This is a genomic window from Ciceribacter sp. L1K22 (assembly GCF_017599385.1).
In the GTDB taxonomy this organism is placed as follows: domain Bacteria; phylum Pseudomonadota; class Alphaproteobacteria; order Rhizobiales; family Rhizobiaceae; genus Allorhizobium.
This window is the reverse complement of record NZ_JAGFPK010000002.1, coordinates 392,183-408,598: the sequence shown is the minus strand read 5'-3', so window position 1 is coordinate 408,598 and position 16,416 is coordinate 392,183. Positions and strand designations below refer to the sequence as shown.

The 16,416-nt window shown below is 60.8% G+C and carries 13 protein-coding genes; 6 read left to right on the top strand and 7 right to left on the bottom strand.

What is annotated here, in order from left to right; translation table 11 throughout:
• Positions 1-297: 297 nt before the first annotated feature.
• Together J5J09_RS19890 and J5J09_RS19885 are read left to right on the top strand one after the other, a co-directional pair.
• Positions 298-2,595 carry an EAL domain-containing protein gene (locus tag J5J09_RS19890; protein ID WP_208553968.1) on the top strand — a complete coding sequence of 766 codons (2,298 nt, stop codon included), beginning with the start codon at positions 298-300 and terminating at the stop codon, positions 2,593-2,595.
• Positions 2,596-2,759: 164 nt separating this feature from the next.
• Positions 2,760-2,984: an aa3-type cytochrome c oxidase subunit IV gene (locus tag J5J09_RS19885; protein ID WP_208553967.1), complete on the top strand. Its 225-nt coding sequence runs from the start codon at positions 2,760-2,762 to the stop codon at positions 2,982-2,984.
• Positions 2,985-3,054: 70 nt separating this feature from the next.
• Here the strand turns inward: J5J09_RS19885 and J5J09_RS19880 are convergent, their stop codons facing one another.
• Together J5J09_RS19880 and rpsU are read right to left on the bottom strand one after the other, a co-directional pair.
• Positions 3,055-3,924 (bottom strand): tetratricopeptide repeat protein, encoded by an 870-nt coding sequence (locus J5J09_RS19880; RefSeq protein WP_208553966.1) that lies wholly within the window; start codon positions 3,922-3,924, stop codon positions 3,055-3,057.
• A gap of 127 nt (positions 3,925-4,051) precedes the next feature.
• A complete protein-coding gene (rpsU, locus tag J5J09_RS19875; protein WP_208554453.1) occupies positions 4,052-4,279 on the bottom strand; it encodes a 30S ribosomal protein S21 in 228 nt (75 codons plus the stop codon).
• A gap of 301 nt (positions 4,280-4,580) precedes the next feature.
• On the opposite strand from rpsU, the gene J5J09_RS19870 reads away from it, so the two are divergent.
• The 4 genes from J5J09_RS19870 to J5J09_RS19855 are packed head-to-tail and all read left to right on the top strand — an operon-like array spanning position 4,581 to position 9,705.
• Positions 4,581-5,834, top strand: coding sequence for a sarcosine oxidase subunit beta family protein (locus J5J09_RS19870; protein ID WP_208553965.1), 1,254 nt, complete (start codon positions 4,581-4,583; stop codon positions 5,832-5,834).
• 19 nt (positions 5,835-5,853) lie between these two features.
• A complete protein-coding gene (locus tag J5J09_RS19865; protein ID WP_208553964.1) occupies positions 5,854-6,174 on the top strand; it encodes a sarcosine oxidase subunit delta in 321 nt (106 codons plus the stop codon).
• Positions 6,171-9,164, top strand: a complete 2,994-nt coding sequence (locus J5J09_RS19860) for a sarcosine oxidase subunit alpha (RefSeq protein WP_208553963.1) — start codon at positions 6,171-6,173, stop codon at positions 9,162-9,164. Before J5J09_RS19865 ends, J5J09_RS19860 begins: the two co-directional genes overlap by 4 nt.
• Positions 9,157-9,705: a sarcosine oxidase subunit gamma gene (locus J5J09_RS19855; protein ID WP_208553962.1), complete on the top strand. Its 549-nt coding sequence runs from the start codon at positions 9,157-9,159 to the stop codon at positions 9,703-9,705. Before J5J09_RS19860 ends, J5J09_RS19855 begins: the two co-directional genes overlap by 8 nt.
• Positions 9,706-9,721: 16 nt before the next feature.
• On the opposite strand, the gene J5J09_RS19850 is transcribed toward J5J09_RS19855, so the two are convergent.
• The 5 genes from J5J09_RS19850 to glgA all read right to left on the bottom strand — a co-directional run bounded on the left by J5J09_RS19850 (position 9,722) and on the right by glgA (position 16,410).
• Positions 9,722-10,774 carry a DUF2332 family protein gene (locus tag J5J09_RS19850; RefSeq protein ID WP_208553961.1) on the bottom strand — a complete coding sequence of 351 codons (1,053 nt, stop codon included), beginning with the start codon at positions 10,772-10,774 and terminating at the stop codon, positions 9,722-9,724.
• Between the two features lie 8 nt (positions 10,775-10,782).
• Positions 10,783-11,265, bottom strand: coding sequence for a MaoC family dehydratase (locus J5J09_RS19845; RefSeq protein WP_208553960.1), 483 nt, complete (start codon positions 11,263-11,265; stop codon positions 10,783-10,785).
• A 92-nt stretch (positions 11,266-11,357) separates the two neighbouring features.
• Positions 11,358-13,328: a glycogen debranching protein GlgX gene (glgX, locus tag J5J09_RS19840; RefSeq protein ID WP_208553959.1), complete on the bottom strand. Its 1,971-nt coding sequence runs from the start codon at positions 13,326-13,328 to the stop codon at positions 11,358-11,360.
• Positions 13,329-13,338: 10 nt separating this feature from the next.
• On the bottom strand, positions 13,339-14,967 hold the full coding sequence (locus J5J09_RS19835; protein ID WP_208553958.1) for an alpha-D-glucose phosphate-specific phosphoglucomutase: 1,629 nt from the start codon (positions 14,965-14,967) through the stop codon (positions 13,339-13,341).
• A gap of 3 nt (positions 14,968-14,970) precedes the next feature.
• The gene (gene glgA / locus J5J09_RS19830) at positions 14,971-16,410 is read right to left on the bottom strand and encodes a glycogen synthase GlgA (protein ID WP_208553957.1); all 1,440 of its coding nucleotides are present in this window, start codon (positions 16,408-16,410) and stop codon (positions 14,971-14,973) included.
• Between the last annotated feature and the right edge of the window lie 6 nt (positions 16,411-16,416).

Below are 16,416 nucleotides of genomic sequence, written 5' to 3'. Positions count from 1 at the left end.
CGCACCCCTTTGTCCATAGAGCAAGGCCAAACGCCTTGCAACCAAACGGGTCTCCGTCTTTCGGGCTACATTTGTCTTTCGTCAAATATGTCTCGCCCTGAACCAGCAGCGCGTCTGGATGCCATCGTGTGCCAACGACGTCGGTGTGTGCTCCGTTGCTGTGGGGGTTGCTCCAGAACACGACATGATTTGGCCTCGTGGGCGGTGGATCAGCAGGATCGTTAAAAATCTCACGACGCTGGAAAGCCGACCTTAAAGCGTTTGGTCTAATCGACAGGGTGATCGGGAGACCACGCTATGAAGGTTCGCAACACGATCGAGACGCCGAAAGAGGTTCAGCTCTCTCTCGTCAGTTCGTTGTTCGACAACAGCAGTACGTTGTTGAAGGGCATGGTCGTCCATATCCTGGCCTATGCGGTCGTCTTCCACAAAACGGGCGACCCGATCTATCTCCTTGTTTCTCTCGCGTTCATGGTCGTTTTCGCCAGCCGGATCTTGTTGTTCCGGCGGTTCGCGAGAGCGGACAAATCGACGCTGACGGTCGCGGATATACGCCGCTGGGAGATCCGTTACGTGATCGGAGCTGCGTCGACCGCGGCGGTCCTGGGCATCGGATGCGGCTATTCCATCCTCGTCTACGAAGATACCTTCGTCGAGCTCGCGTCTGTTGCTGTTGCCATGGCCTCTATGGTTTCGATTGTCGGGCGGAATTATGGTTCACGACTTGCCGTCAACCTGCAGACTTTCGCCTGCTGTGCACCGATCATCGTGGGCGCGTTCCTCGCGAACGATCCATACAAAGCGGTGCTCTCGGCAATGCTCATACCTTTCATGCTGACGACGGAGGCTATGGCCAAGAGCTTGCGCGAGTTCCTGCACGAGAATGTCGTGGCATCCCGGGACATGAAGACGATTGCCGACCGTTTCGATACGGCGCTCAACAACATGACCCATGGTCTTATCATGCTCGATACCGAAAACCGTATTCAGGTGATCAATCGCAAGGCTTGCGAGCTGCTGCATCTTGGCGAGCGGAACCGGCTGAAAGGATATGACCTGGATGTGGCTTTGCGATACGGCGTCCGACATACCGTTGTTGGCGGATCGCTGCCCGGCATGATCCAGAGACAGCTGACGCAACTGATGGACGGCTCGCTCTCGAGAGCCGTCATGACCTTCTCCGATGATCTCGTGCTGGAGTTTTCCGCCAGCCGTCGTCCCGAAGGTGGCGTGGTTCTGATCTTCGAGGATGTCACCGCGCGAGCGTCGGCGGAGCGCAAGATACTGCACATGGTCAGGTATGACAGCCTGACCGGCCTGCCGCAGCGCAATCATTTCGCGGAACTGGTCGCAGAGCGCGTGTCTGAACAGGAGGACATCGCCGCCGCAGCGCTGCTGCTGCTGGACGTCGACGGTTTCCGACATGTCAACGATACCAAAGGCTATACGGCCGGTGACCGCCTGCTGGTCGCAATCGGACAACGGCTGCAACAGCTCGCCCACGGCGAGGTTGTCGGTCACCTGGTTGGGGACCAGTTCATCGTCTTTGGAACGAACCGCGACGGGCTCGATAGCCTAATCGAGCGGCTCAGACGCATCCACGCCGACCTCTGCGGTACCTACGAGCTCGACGGCATGAGTTTCCGCGTATCGTTCAGCGCGGGGTGCATGGCCGTCGATCCCGCCGTTGCCTCCATGGAGGAGTGGCAGATCAAGCTTGATCTTGCTCTCTTCGAATCGAAGTCTCGGGGAGGGGGCCGGCTGACCTTTTTCGCGGAGGAAATGGATGCCCGCTATGTCGAGCGCCAGAGACTTCAGGACGATCTTCGCGACGCAATCGAGAACGGGGCACTGTCTGTCGCCTATCAGCCGATGTTCCTCCCAGACGGTAGCCGCATCGCCTGCTGCGAGGCCTTGGCGCGCTGGATTCATCCAACGAAGGGTTCCATTCCGCCGAACATCTTCATCCCTTTGGCGGAAGATATGGGTATTGCGGCCCACGTGACCCACCTGATCGTCGATACCGCCTGTCATGCCGCCGCGGCATGGCCGGAGAATGTGGCGGTCTCGGTCAATCTTTCGGTCCAGGATCTTCGAACCGACACTATCCTCCAAGTCGTGCGAGACGCGCTTTCAAGGTCGGGCCTTTCGGCAAGCCGCCTCCATCTCGAGATCACCGAGACCAGCCTGATCGAGGAGCTCGCAACCGCGAGGTCTATTCTGGAGGCGTTGCGGGCGATGGGCATCACTATCGCCATCGATGATTTCGGGACCGGCTTCTCCAGTTTGAGCTACCTCGATTCGCTGCCTGCTGACGTCGTCAAGATCGACCGGTCTTTCGTCAGGAACATCACGGGTGACTCGCGGCGTCTCAAACTCCTCGAAGGTATCGTCAATCTGTCGCGCCAGCTCGATCTGAAAATCGTGATCGAGGGCGTCGAATCGAAGGAGCAACTGGCCCTCATCAATCAGCATCGCTGCGCCGACCTCATCCAGGGCTATGTTTATTCTACCCCGCAATCCGCCGAGGACATCTCGAACCTGCTCGAACGAACCAGGAAGAAGGGACGCGGCGGACGCGCGTATGTGGCTTAACGCAATGTGGATGCTGTCGTCGGCGTTGCTGTTGGCTCAGGAGCCGATTGCGCTCTGCGCCGGCTTTGTGTAATTCAGAAACACTGCGGGGCGACCGATGTCGTCACGACCGGAAAACTCCAGATAGCCCGGGCCGGGTCATCTGATGGCGAGGGAGAATGATGATGAGCGAACACCACACGGGCCCCGTCGAAACCGGCGCGCCGATGAACTATGCCGAGCACGAGAAGACGTATGACTTCTTCATCGCCGGCACCAAGTATGGAACGGCGATCCTGATCGCACTTCTCGTCGCGATGGCAGCGGGCTTCTACACGGCAGCCGGCTTCTTCGGCGGCATCATCGTCTTCATCGTGCTGTCGATCATCGGCGTTTTCTTCATGCGGTGATCACCGCATCGTCAAGGCCAAGAAAAAGCCGGCGGTGACGCCGGCTTTTTTGTGTCGCGAGATGGACGGACTAAGCGCTTCGCAGGCGCGCCAACCCTTGTTGTGCCGGGACATACTTGGGGTCGAGGCCCAGCGCATGGGAATAGGACTTCATCGCACGCGCTTTGTCGCCCCGGCGTTCATAGATCAGGGCCTGATTCGCCCACGATTCAGCGAGGCGCTGATTGAGCTCGATGGCGTGGTTGAAATCGGCGAAGGCGTTTTCGTCGTCGTTCAATGCGACATAGGACACGCCGCGACCGTTGTAGGGTTCCGGCGAGCTCGGAGAGAGCGAAATCGCCTTGGAGAAATCCTCGATCGCCTTGGCGTGCTGGCCGCGCAGCTGGAAGATCAGGCCCCGATTATGATAGGCGCGACCGTCGGTCGTATCGAGCTGGATTGCCCGGTTGAAATCGGTGAACGCCTCGTCGATACGTCCAGCCTGGCGATAAATGTTGCCACGGCCGATATAGGCAACGTCGTAGTTCGCATTGAGCTTCAGCGCCGAATTGTAGTCGTTTGCCGCTTCGACCGGCTGGCCCATGTTGCGATAGACGAGGGCGCGGTTCGCGTATGCCTGATAAAAGCGCGGATTGAGTTGAAGCGCCCGGTTGAAGTCCTCAAGCGCCTTGCGGAACTCTCCGGCGCGGCCATAAGCCGATCCGCGCACGTTATATCCCTCGGGGTCCTGCGGATTGGCGTTGATGACGGCTGTCAGCGACGCAATGTTTTCCTCGGATCCCTGCGCCCGGTCAATGCGGATGACGTCCGTCGTTGACGGCGTGGACTGGCAGCCTGCCAGACCGATCGCGATTACTGCAGTGCAAAGCACGGTGCGAAATCCGGTGACCGATGCGGCCCTATGGGAAGTCACGAGGGGAAGGTACGTCATCAGAGCCATTGCCAGGCGCGCTTTCCGTCTAGTCTTTTCCGCCACGAGGGCCGACATGAACATTATACTTGAAGGGCGGCAGCGACACAGTCGCAACCGCCCTTACAACATCGGAAAACGTCGAAAAAACGACGAATTAACGGCCGGTACGACCTGCGCTGACGAGACCTTCGCGCTGTGCGCGCTTACGGGCCAGCTTGCGAACGCGACGAACAGCTTCGGCCTTTTCACGGGCACGCTTCTGAGACGGCTTTTCGTAGTAGTCCCGCATCTTCATTTCACGGAAGATGCCTTCGCGCTGCATCTTCTTCTTGAGGGCGCGGAGCGCCTGATCAACGTTGTTGTCGCGGACAAGTACCTGCACGTCTAATCCCGTTCCTTTGGTTGGTTGCAATTCCGTGTCACAATGGCGACAGACGGATGTATCAATAAATTCCGCTCGCGAGACATTCCTGCCCACGATTTGGCAGGCGGGATAGCAGATCAGCAGGGTCAAGTCCAGATGCCGGCGGCGGCCAAACGAAAAAAATACAGCGGAGCGCCGGTTTTTCCCTCGGTGTCGAAAGCGGGTGGCAATGAGTCGCAAAACGGACTTCGCGACACTGCTTGATTTGCGACTGCTATCGACATACCCAAGTGCCGAAACCACAGGAGTTATAAGGCGAATGCGCAAATATTCGGTTTTTGCCGTGGCGCGGGAGGCACTGCGCGCCCACAAGGGCTGGGGAGCCCAGTGGGCTTCGCCCGAGCCGCGGTCGTCCTACGACGTGATCATCATCGGCGGCGGTGGCCATGGCCTGGGGGCGGCCTATTATCTCGCCAAGGAACACGGCATCACCAATGTGGCCGTTCTCGAAAAGGGTTGGATTGGCGGCGGCAATACCGGCCGAAACACGACGATCATCCGGTCCAACTATCTCTACGAAGAGAGCATGGACATCTACGAGCATTCGCTGAAGCTCTGGGAAAACCTGTCGCAGGAATTGAACTACAACGTCATGTACTCCCCGCGCGGTGTTATGATGCTGTCGCACAACATCCACGACAAGCAGTCGTTCATGCGACATGTCCACGCCAACAATCTTTACGGCATCGACAACGAATGGCTGACGCCGGAGCAGGCGAAGGACTTCGTGCCGGTTCTCGATATCTCGAAATCGGCACGTTATCCGATCAACGGTGCCGCTCTGCAGCGCCGCGGTGGAACGGCCCGTCACGATGCCGTTGCCTGGGGATATGCCCGCGCGGCATCCGACCGGGGCGTGCACATCATCCAGAACTGCGAGGTCAAGGCGATCCGTCGCGGGCCGAATGGCGAGGTGACCGGTGTGGAAACCAGCAAGGGTTTCATCGGCGCCAAGAAGATCGGCGTGTCGGCCTCCGGCCACAACTCGATGATCATGGAGATGGCGGACGTCAAGCTGCCGCTGCATTCCAACCCGTTGCAGGCTTTGGTGTCCGAGCCGATGAAGCCGATCTTCCCATGCGTCGTGATGTCGAATTCGGTTCATGCCTACATTTCGCAGTCGGACAAGGGCGAGTTCGTCATCGGTGCCGGTACCGATCAATACAATTCCTATTCGCAGACCGGCGGCCTGCAGATCATCACGCACACGCTTGACGCCATCTGCGAGCTGTTCCCGATGTTCCGTCGCGTCAAGATGATGCGCCAGTGGGGCGGTATCACCGACAACACGCCGGATCGTTCCGCCATCCAGAGCGTCACACCGGTTCCGAACCTGTTCGTCAACGCAGGCTGGGGCACCGGTGGCTTCAAGGCGACGCCCGGTTCCGCGCATCTCTTTGCCCATCTTATCGCCCGTGGAGAGCCGCATCGCCTTGCCGAAGGGTTGACGCTGAAGCGCTTCGAGACCGGCAGACTGATCGACGAAGCCGCCGCGGCGGCCGTTGCGCACTGATTGAAGGAAGATACACAAGATGTTCCTGATTAGATGTCCGTATTGCGAGGAAGAGCGCTCCGAGCTCGAATTCCGCGGAGCCGGAGAGGCGCACATCGCGCGCCCAACGAATATTGCCGAAATCTCGGATACCGAATTCGCAGACTATTTCTTCCTCCGCGACAACCCGAAGGGCCTGATCTTCGAACGCTGGCGCCATATTCATGGCTGCGGCCGGTTCTTCAATGCGGCCCGCGATACCGTCAGCGACAAGATCCACTTCACTTACAAGGCCGGAGAGCCGATGCCTGACGCTGAACGGCTCGCTGCTGCGGGTGTCGTAACGGGAGCGACGAAATGAGCGGAGCCAATCGTATTCCCGGCAAGGGTCGCCTGACGCCGGCCAGAACCGCGCGCTTTACCTTCGACGGCACCAGTTACACGGCGATCGAGGGCGATACCGTTGCCTCGGCGCTGATCGCCAACGGCGTTCATCTCACCGGTCGCTCTTTCAAATATCATCGGCCGCGCGGCATCCTGACGGCGGGTCCGGAAGAGCCGAACGCGCTGCTGGATGTGTCGCGCGATGCCGCGCGTCGCCAGCCGAACGTGCGCGCGCCGGTGCAGGAAGTCTTCGACGGCATGATCACGACGTCGCAGAACCGCTGGCCGTCGCTGTCGCTCGACATTGGCGCGATCAACGACGCCTTCTCGATGTTCTTCGCCGCCGGCTTCTACTACAAGACCTTCATGTGGCCGAAGGCTGCGTGGCACAAGCTTTATGAGCCCTTCATCCGCCGCGCCGCCGGTCTCGGTGTCGCGCCGAAGGAGCCGGATCCGGATCATTATGCCAACCGCTACGCCCATTGCGACGTATTGGTCGTCGGCGGCGGGGCTGCTGGTCTCGCGGCCGCTCTTGCTGCCGCCGAGGCCGGATCCAAGGTGTTCATCTGCGACGAGCAGCCGGAAATGGGTGGAGCCTTCCACCACGATATCGGCGCGATGGTCGATGGCCAGAACGGCTACGACTGGGCACAGGCCACCGCTGCAAAACTGGCCGCGATGCCCAATGTCACCGTGCTGAACCGAACGACCGCGTTCGGCTACTACAACCACAATTTCGTGGCTCTGGCTGAGCGTGTCACCGATCACCTGGCGAAGCCGGAGAAGAACCAGCCGCGCGAGCGCCTCTGGCAGGTTCGCGCGAAGAAGGTCATTCTGGCGACAGGCGCGATCGAACGCCACATGGTGTTCGCGAACAACGACCGTCCCGGCATCCTGCTCGCAGCCGCCGGCCGGACTTATCTCAACCATTTCGGAGTCTCCGTCGGTGCCAAGGTCGGCGTCTACACGGCGCACGATTCGGCTTACGAAGCGGCTATCGATCTCAAAAAGGCCGGCGTCTCCGTCCCCGTGATCGTCGATTGCCGTGAAGCGCCGGGCGCGGATGTTCTGGCACAAGCCCGGTCGCTCGGCATCGAGGTCCTGACCGGTCACTCCGTCGTCGATACCTCGGGCCGCCTTCGGGTCAAGTCGATCAAGGTCCAGCGCAACGGTGGCGGTTCGGCGCGCACGATCGAGGTCGATGCGCTGCTGATTTCCGCCGGCTGGACACCGTCGGTCCATCTGTTCTCGCAATCGCGTGGCAAGCTGAAATTCGATGCCGCGACCCAGCGCTTCCTGCCTGACATCTACGCTCAGGACAGCATTTGCGTCGGCGCCTGCAACGGTACGGACGACCTGCAGGCTGTTCTGGACGAGGCGTCTGCGGCGGGCTCCGCGATGGCCGCCTCTGCTGGTGCCACGGGTGCATCCGTTACCAAGCTCTCCGGCGCCAATGCATATGCCTGGACAGGCGGTATGATCGGCGCGGCCGAGGGTGCCGGTCCGGACGATGCCGTGAAGGCTTTCATCGACTTCCAGCACGACGTCTGCGCCAAGGACATCCGTCTGGCTGTGCGCGAAGGCATGCACTCGATCGAGCACATCAAGCGTTTCACCACGAACGGCATGGCATCCGACCAGGGCAAGCTGTCGAACATGCATGGTCTCGCGATCGCGGCGGAGATGCTCGGCAAGGAAATCCCGCAGGTGGGTCTCACGACCTTCCGCGCGCCCTATACGCCGGTGACCTTCGGCACGCTCATCAACCACTCGCGTGGCGATCTCTTCGATCCGACCCGCAAAACGCCGCTCCACGCCCTTGAAGTGGCGGCCGGGGCGGACTTCGAGGATGTCGGAAACTGGAAGCGTGCCTGGTACTATCCGAAGCCGGGCGAGGACATGCACACTGCCGTCAATCGCGAATGCAAGACGGTTCGCGAGATCGCCGGCGTCTTCGATGCGTCCACCCTCGGCAAGATCGAGGTGGTCGGTCCGGACGCGGCGAAGTTCCTGAACCTGATGTATACCAATGCATGGGACACGCTGAAGCCCGGTAAATGCCGCTACGGTATCATGACCCGCGAAGATGGCTTCGTCTATGACGACGGCGTTGTCGGGCGTCTGGCCGAGGACCGCTTCCACGTGACGACCACGACCGGCGGCGCGCCGCGCGTGCTGCATCACATGGAGGACTATCTCCAGACCGAGTTCCCGGAACTCAAGGTCTGGCTCACGTCCACGACCGAGCAATGGGCAGTGATTGCCGTGCAGGGGCCGAAGGCGCGCGACATCATCGCGCCGTTCGTCGAAGGCATCGATATCTCCAACGAAGCCTTCCCGCACATGAGCGTGGCCGAGGGCAAATTCTGCGGCGTCCCGACACGACTCTTCCGCGTCTCGTTCACCGGCGAACTCGGCTACGAAATCAACGTGCCGGCCGATTTTGGAGCTTCGGTCTACGAACAGGTGTGGACGCGGGCCGAAAGCCTGGGTGCTTGCCAATATGGCACGGAAACCATGCACGTGCTGCGCGCCGAGAAAGGCTATATCATCGTCGGCCAGGATACAGACGGTACGCTGACGCCTGACGATGCCGGCTACGGCTGGGCGGTCTCCAAGAAAAAGGCCGATTTCGTCGGTATTCGCGGACTGAAGCGTCCCGACCTCGTTCGCGAGGGTCGCAAGCAACTGGTTGGCCTCAGGAGCAAGGACGGCAAGTCTGTGCTCATCGAGGGTGCGCAGATCGTCGCCGATCCGAACCAGCCGAAGCCAATGACCATGCTCGGCCACGTAACCTCCTCCTATTGGTCGGAGGTACTTGGCCAGCCGATCGCGATCGCGATGATCGCGGGTGGTCGCGCACGGATGGGCGAAACACTATTCGTGCCGATGAAAGACAAGACGGTTGCCGTCGAGGTGACCGATACCGTCTTCTACGACAAGGAAGGAGGCCGCATCCATGGCTGACCAGATCGCAGTCCGGAAACCCGTCCTGCAGGGCCGTCGCGGCGGCTCGGCTACGGTGCGTATCACGCCGGCGGAACCCGCTTCCCGCGTGTCGCTGCGCGCCCGCGACGGCGAGGTGGCGGCTCTTTCCAAGTCGATCGGCGTGAAGCTGCCAGTGAAGCCGAAGACGTCCGCGGCAGCCAAGGGCCGGCTGGCTTTCTGGCTGGGTCCCGACGAATGGCTTTTGATCGACGAGACGGGTGGCGATCTGATGGGCGCCTGTACGGCGTCGGGCGTCGTTCATTCGGCGACCGACGTCTCCCATCGCAACTCCGCGATCCTGGTGTCCGGCCCGTCAGCCGAAGCAGTTCTCAACGCGGGCTGCCCGCAGGACCTGTCGCTCGCGGCCTTTCCGGTCGGTGCCGTGTCGCGCACGATTTTCGGCAAGATCGAAATCGTGCTCTACCGTGTCGATGAGGAGACGTTCCGCGTCGAGTGCTGGCGGTCCTTTGCCGATTATGCATTCGGCCTTCTGAACGAGGCTGCCGAAGAGGCACATTGAAAATGAGGCTAGCCGATCAGGTCGGCCAGCCTTTCCATTTGATCCATCGCCCGTGGAAATCGGCACGGCCGATTTCGTGTTTCTCGCCGGTTGGCCAGAGTTGAAGGCTGATCGATGCGCCATCCGGCTCTCCGTCAGCCTCGACCTGCAGGCGGGCCAGCGGCGCGCGTTCCGTCGCCCTTGCGCCGGCGGCGGCGATCAATGCCTCGCCTTTCTGCTTGAGTTCCGCCGGCAGGTATTGCCATGCGATCGTGTGGTAGACGACGTGGCATTGGCCAGCGTGATCTCTTCGCAGCCTGGATTCCAGCCAGTCGACTGCGTCGGCGCGTTCCACTTTCAGCCCATCCTGCCGGGCGATCGCCAATGCCGCGCGGGTGCGATCCAGCCGGTCCTGCTGGTCCGCCCAGATGTACGAGGTGAGGCGAAGGCAATCGTCGGGCGAGGCCGGGTCGAGTGGGTTGAGGTCGCAGCCGGCTCTCCCCGCAACCGATACCTGCGCTCGAGGTGGCGGTTTCCCCTCCCAGTCCGGGGCGAGAACGACGCTGCTGTCATTCCCCCAGGCAAAATCCCCGAGCCGGTAGGCATAGCGATCCCAGCGGAGATTGAGGCCTGCACTTGCGCCGACCTCGGACAGCACGAGCGGTTTGTCGCAGCGGTCCGCGATCGTGAGAAACGCTGGCAACAGGGCCGATGACCTGCGAACCTCGTTTGTCTGGGGAGCGGATTTCAACCGGTCCAGGATAAAGCTTTCATGCAGAACGAAGGCGTTTCGACAAGCTTGCCACAATGCCTCGTCGGAAGATGTTTCCGGCGGATAGACGGCTGCAAGACCGTCATCAGATTCTGATAGCACCAGCGCATGCAGCGCTCCCGCGAGGCGAAGGGCAAGAGCGTCGCCGGTGCCGGTCGGATTGCCCTGCCATTCGAGGATGACCCGCTCCACCGCGCTATCCTGACCCATCCGATGCGCGGCAATCCGACACAAGCGGCCGGTAAAGGCCGAACCAAGTGTTTCGCAGGCTTCGGCCTGGCGGACAAAAGACACCCGGATATCAGCTTCGTTCGTCATACTGTCCTCTACAGAGGCCGATCCTTGGGATCGAATTGAACGATGGTGATCCATGTTGCCGTCAAAGCCGGCTTTCGCTCGCCCTCGATCTCGACGGATACCTCGTAGGTGGTCATCAGCATTCCGGCTCCGCGGAAGCGGGCGTCGGCCAGCACGAAGTGCCCCCGGATGCGTTTGCCGCTCTTGACCGGTGACATGAAGCGGACGCGATCGAAGCCGTAGTTTATCCCCATTGTCTGTTCGCGGATTTTCGGCAGGGCATCGTAGTTCATCGCCGACAAAAGCGAGAGCGATAGGAAACCGTGCGCGATGGTTCCACCAAATGGAGATTCGGCCAGTGCCCTTTCCGGGTTGACGTGAATGAACTGGTGATCGTCCGTCGCGGCCGCGAAAGCATCGATCATGGTCTGGTCGACGGTGATCCATTTCGACAGGCCGATCTCCTGTCCGACGAGGGATTCGACCTCGACCAAGGAAATTTCGCGCGCCATCTCACCTCACTTGCGAACCAAACACACTGAAAGCTTATAGGAGACATCAACGCGGAGGAATATCACGCGCTGGCGGCAAGGTCATGAAATCGTTACTGCTCGACGAAGAATTCGACGCTTCGAGGTTTGATTCGGAATGCGGCGGATGCCCGTTCGGACGGGAGCTTTCGCCACTTTTTCGTCGTCGCCGACGATGGCAGCTGGACGTCGAGGGTATCGTGGCTGCGATTGAAAACGACCGCCAGGCGTGCCGGCTTCGACCTCTCCGTGTCACCGGTGGCGAGTATCATGGTCAGGAGCGAACCCTCCGCCGCTTCCCAATCCGCCACACTCATCGCGGTACCCTCTGCCGTCAGCCATTCGACATCCGCGTTGCCTGAAAAAAAGTCCGTACCCGCGAAGACGTCAAAGCGTTTGCGGAGTGCGGAAAGAAAAGCCGTGTGGTCAATCAGGCTCTGATCGGCATGTTGCCAATCCAGCCAAGTCATCTCGTTATCCTGGCAATAGGCATTGTTGTTGCCGTGCTGAGTGCGGCCGAATTCGTCGCCGGCGGTCAGCATGATCGTGCCTCGGCTGGCGAACAGCGTCGACAGTAGAGCGGCTACGTCCCTGATCCTGTTGTTGCGTACGGCCCTGTCCTGTGTTTCCCCTTCGACGCCGTTGTTCCATGAGAAGTTTTCGTCATGGCCGTCCCTGTTGTCCTCGCCGTTCTTGCCGTTGCGCTTGTGGCTGTGGGAGACAAGATCCAGAAGCGTGAAGCCGTCGTGGGCGGCCACGAAGTTCACGGTCCTGCTGGCTGTGTGCTCGTCTTTGCCGAAGATGTCGGATGAACCCGCGAGCGCGGTGGCGATCTGGCCCGTCATGTGAGCGTCTCCCCGCCAGTAGCGTCGCACCGTGTCGCGGGCGCGGTCGTTCCACTCCAGGAAGGGTTTCGGGAAATTGCCGAGCTGGTACCCGCCGGGACCGACATCCCAAGGCTCCGCGATCAGGATACGGTCGCTGAGAACCTCGTCGCTGCTGATGGCATGAAGTGTACGGGACGACGTGTGGAAGCCGGTCGCTGTCCTACCCAGGATCGGGCCGAGGTCGAAGCGGAAGCCGTCGACGCCTGTGTTCAGGACAAAATGGCGCAAGGAGTCGACGATGAGGCGGCGGATATAGAGGTGGTCGCAGGCCAGCGTATTGCCGCAGCCGGTGTCATTGACCAGCACGCCGGGATTATCGGACAAGTGCCGATAACAGGACAGGTTGTCGAGGCCGCGCAGCGACAGCGTTGCGCCATGACGATCGCTTTCACCAGTGTGATTGAAAACCAGATCCAGGATCACGCCGATGCCCTCGGCGTGAAGGGCGGCGACGGTGTCTCGAAGTTCTTTCACTCCGCCGGGTGCAAGCCGGGGATCGATCGCCATCAGGGCGATCGGATTGTAGCCCCAGCCATTTGTCAGGCCAAGCGGCGGCAGATGGCGTTCGTCGATCCAGGCCACGATCGGCATAAGCTCGACAGCGTCGACACCGATCCGTTTCAGGTGGGCAAGTACGGCAGGATGGGCGAGGGCGGCGACCGTGCCGCGCTGCGCTTCGGGAACGTCGGGGTGGAGGCGGGTGAAGGACTTTACCCCAACTTCGTAGATAAACGAACCCGGCCCGAAGAAGGGCATGACTACCTTCGCCGGCCGATCCTGCGTCACGATCGCCTTCGGCACAATACTGGCGGTATCCTCACCGAAGACGCTCAGCCGCCGGTCGTGCGCGAACGGCCGGTCGAGCTCCTTCGCGTAGGGATCGACCAGCAGTTTCGACGGGTCGAACCAGAAGCCGTGATCGGGCTGATACCGCCCATGGGCGCGGTAACCGTAGCGCGCACCCTCACGCACGCCTTCGACATGCAGTTGGTAGAGATCGCCGCCTGTCCTTTGCATCGGCAGACGGGCGATCTCGTCTTCGCCGGTGTGGTCGAAAAGGCAGAGGTCGATATTTTCCGCATGGTGCGACCAGACGAGGAAATCCGCTCCCGTCTTCGTCAGCGAGACGCCACCCTGTCTCGGCTCCGCCTGTGTCACGATGTTCGCCTCAGGTTATGACGGTGGGAGTATCCATGCCCGTATGGCTGCGGATTTTGGCTATCGCTTCGGCCGCCGCGATAAGATCGGCAAGTGCTGTCTGCGTCTCGATGTCGTGGCGGGACGGATCGGGCTCATAACGCTCGACATAGACGCGAAGAGTCGCTCCCGACGTTCCCGTTCCCGACAGTCGGAAAACGACACGGCTGCCGCCTTTGAAGAGAATACGAATGCCCTGGTTCTTCGAGACAGACTGATCGACCGGATCATGATAGGCAAAGTCATCGGCCGCCTCGACGGTCAGGTCGCCGATCCGCGTGCCCGGAAGGGTGTCGAGCTTTGCCCGCAGTTCTGTCATCAGGGTGTTTGCGCGCTCGGTGTCGATACCTTCGTAGTCGTGACGCGAATAGTAGTTCCGGCCAAATTCCGCCCAGTGCTTGACGACAATGTCCCTGGCGCTTTCGCGTCGGGCGGCGATGATGTTCAGCCAGAACAGAACGGCCCAAAGCCCGTCCTTTTCGCGCACGTGGTTCGATCCGGTGCCGAAGCTCTCCTCGCCGCAGACGGTGACCTTGCCAGCATCGAGCAGGTTGCCGAAATACTTCCAGCCGGTGGGGGTTTCGTAGATGCCGAGCCCCAGCTTCTCCGCAACCCTGTCGGCTGCGGCGCTAGTGGGCATGGAGCGGGCGATGCCGGCGATGCCGTCAGCGTAGCCGGGGGCTAGTTTCGCGTTCGCGGCGATGATTGCCAGGCTGTCGGAGGGTGTGACGAACATGCCCTTGCCGACGACCATGTTGCGGTCGCCATCCCCGTCCGAGGCCGCGCCGAAATCCGGACCGGAAGGGCTCATGACGTCGTCGTAGAGTTCCTTGGCGTGAACCAGGTTCGGGTCCGGATGGTGGTGGCCGAAATCGGGGAGCGGGATTGCATTCCTGACCGAGCCCGCAGGAGCGCCCAACCGTTTCTCGAGGATTTCTGTCGCATAGGGTCCGGTGACGGCACTCATGGAATCGATCACGACGCGGAAACCTGACTTGATCAGGGAGCGTATCGCGTCGAAGTCGAACAGGCTCTCCATCAACTCGACATAGTCGGCGACGGAATCGATGACCTCGACGGTCATGCCGGCCACATCGGCCGTGCCGATCCGGTCGAGATCGATGTCTGCAGCCTCCACGATCTTGTAGGTTTCGATAGACTTGGAGCGCTCGAAGATCGCGTCGGTGATGCGTTCGGGAGCCGGGCCGCCATTGCCGATATTGTACTTGATCCCGAAATCTTCAGTCGGGCCGCCGGGATTATGGCTGGCGGAAAGCACGATGCCGCCGAAGGCCTGGTACTTACGGATGACATGAGAGGCAGCCGGTGTGGACAAGATACCACCCTGGCCGACGAGAACCTTGCCGAAGCCATTGGCGGCGGCCATCCGGATCGCCTTCTGGATGACTTCCCGGTTGTAGTACCGGCCATCACCACCGATGACGAGCGTCTTGCCGGCGAAGCCCTCGAGACTGTTGAAGATCGACTGGATGAAGTTCTCCGCGTAGTTCTCCTGCTGGAAAACGGGCACCTTCTTCCGCAGTCCGGACGTTCCCGGCTTCTGATCCGAATAAGGTTTGGTGGTGATCGTCAGGATCATCTTTCATTGGCCTTTCGAGGTGAGGCTTTTATAAAGGTCTGCATATCGGGCGGCGCTGCGGCCCCAGGAAACATCGGATTTCATCCCGGCCTTCTGCATCTGCCCCCACGTCTTGTCATCTCGGTAGAGCCTGAACGTGCGGCGCAGGGCCTGGCGAAGACCTTCGACTGTCACCGGCCAGAACTGGATGCCTGTCGCCGCTTGCGACGCGAGGGCCGCCTCATTGGCGTCGATAACCGTGTCGTTGAGGCCACCCGTCCTTGCGACGACGGGCACGCAGCCGTAGCGCAGTCCATAAAGCTGCGTCAGGCCACACGGTTCGAAGCGGGACGGGATCAGGATCGCGTCGCTGCCGGCCTGCATCAGGTGCGAAAGGGGTTCATCATACCCGATCTTAACGCCGACGCGTGACGCATGGCGCGACGCTGCATGGACCAGAGCGCCCTCGATGCCAAATTCGCCGGAACCGAGCACCACCAGTCTCCCGCCATCGGCAACGATCTGATCGACCACGTCCGGCAGAAGGTCCATTCCCTTCTGCCAGGTCAGCCGGGAGATGACGCAAAACAGTGGGCCGTCGTCATCGTCGATCGAAAAGGCCTGCGCCAATGCGGTCCGGTTTGCTTTTCGCTTTTTCAGCGAGGCGGACGTGTAACCGCTGTCGATCGACGGGTCTCTCGCCGGATTCCAGATTGTGGCATCGATACCGTTGACGATACCATGGAGATCCTGCGCGCGGCTTCCGATAACCCCTTCAAGACCCATCCCGAATTCCGGCGTAAGAATCTCTTCGGCATAGGATGGGCTGACGGTGCTGATCGCATGCGCGGTCAGCAGGCCGGCCTTCATGAAGCTCATCGTGCCATAGTATTCCAGCGCTTCCATGAACGCATGAGGCGGAAGCTGCAGCCCCGCGAAATGCTCGGCGGGAAACTGGCCCTGGAACGCGATGTTATGGATCGTCAGAAGGCTCGGTATTTCGGGTGCCTCGGCATAGCGCATGTAAACCGGCGTGAGTGCAGCTTGCCAGTCGTGGGCATGCACGAGGTCGGGGCGCCAGTCGGGCAGGAGGCCGGCTGCGATCTCCGCTCCGGTCTGGGCGAGTGCTGCAAAACGCTTCCAGTTGTCCGGATAGTCCTTTCCGGCCTGATCGAGATAGGGGCCACCCTTGCGATTGAAGAAGCCCGGGGCGTGCAGCAGGAGAAGGTCCAGCCCCATGAACGAAACGGACAGAAGGGTCGCCCGTTCGCCTAGCACCTCGCCCAAATCCACAAGCTTTCGGGTCGTTCCAACCGCTGACAGTACCGAGGGATAGGCCGGAAGCAGGGTGCGGACTTCGACGCCATGGTCGTTGAGTGCCAGTGGCAGCGCACCGGTGACATCGGCGAGACCACCGGTCTTCACCAGCGGGAACAGTTCCGAGGCGACGGAGAGGATTTTCATCAGCCC